This is a genomic window from Collinsella aerofaciens (genome assembly GCF_001404695.1).
Lineage (GTDB): Bacteria > Actinomycetota > Coriobacteriia > Coriobacteriales > Coriobacteriaceae > Collinsella > Collinsella aerofaciens_E.
This window is the reverse complement of record NZ_CZAQ01000071.1, coordinates 1-1,033: the sequence shown is the minus strand read 5'-3', so window position 1 is coordinate 1,033 and position 1,033 is coordinate 1. Positions and strand designations below refer to the sequence as shown.

Genomic DNA, 1,033 nt, shown 5'->3' with positions numbered 1-1,033 from the left:
TCGTCGGCGTCCATGGTTCCTCCTTCAACGTTAATGAAGGATAGCCCGTCGCGGTGACATCGGATTTATGTCACTCCTGGTCTAACAGAGCCTTTCCTTTTGCCCGCTCGGGGCATGGGAGTCATACGTGGGTGAGTAGGATGGTAAGCCGCAGGGCAGCAAGGGCAGCCGGAGGAGCCGCAGGAGCAGGCGCCGCAGGTAGAGGCGGTGTCGAACTACTGCGAGCTTCTCAACCGGCGGGACGCGCGCTACGCCTAGCAACAAGCCAGAACAAGCACAGTAATTTTCAGCGCACCATACACGCACTCGCTGCTAAGGTTCGGCCCCAGCCACGGATCACCCGTCAAGAAGAACTCCAGCCAGTGCTGCATAAACAGTGCCTGCTCGCGCTTCCAACGGCGCAGCTTTTCCTCGCTGGCCTCTTCCCTGCTGCGCGAAGTGAACTCGTAGTGGTGCAGCTCAGCATAAGGTGTAAAGATGGTGCGGTAGCCCCCATACGCGCAGGCAAAAATCCGCATCGTTAAAACCGACGGCAAACTTCTCGTCGCAGCCTTCAACCCGTTCATAAACGTCGCGACGGACCATCTGGCAGGCGCCCGTAACGGCGCTGAAGTTGCCCGGGTGCACGGCACGGGCAAGATATCCCTCGCGCTTTGCCGAAAAGTCCCAGTTGGCATGGGCAAGGGCGCCGCGCACGCCGACCACAATGCCAGCTAGCTGAACCAGATGGCCAGCAAAGTAGAGCTTGGCACCCACTAAAGCCCATTACTTGCTCAGGATGACCAGGAAGGTCAAGAGAAGTAGGAGAAGGATAATCCTATCCATCTGGCTACCCCCTGCCTTGTAGAACCGCGGCCCGGAATACAGCTGGCTTCGGAGAACAAGGCAGAGGACGACACACCGCCGCGTCCAGCTAAAATTTAAGGCTCTGTTAGACCGGAATTGACACGACCGGCCGCTCCCTTGCCCTCAAGTTGATCTATCGCGGCCGTTGGGGCGAGCCGGTGCCATCCTCGTCGGCCTTCTCGGCGGG

Annotated in this window: 1 protein-coding gene; it reads right to left on the bottom strand. The window is 59.1% G+C overall.

Going from position 1 to position 1,033, the window contains the following annotated elements:
* Window positions 1–459: 459 nt before the first annotated feature.
* The gene (locus tag AQ996_RS09505) at window positions 460–756 is read right to left on the bottom strand and encodes a glycosyltransferase family protein (RefSeq protein WP_055252705.1); all 297 of its coding nucleotides are present in this window, start codon (window positions 754–756) and stop codon (window positions 460–462) included.
* Window positions 757–1,033: the final 277 nt, after the last annotated feature.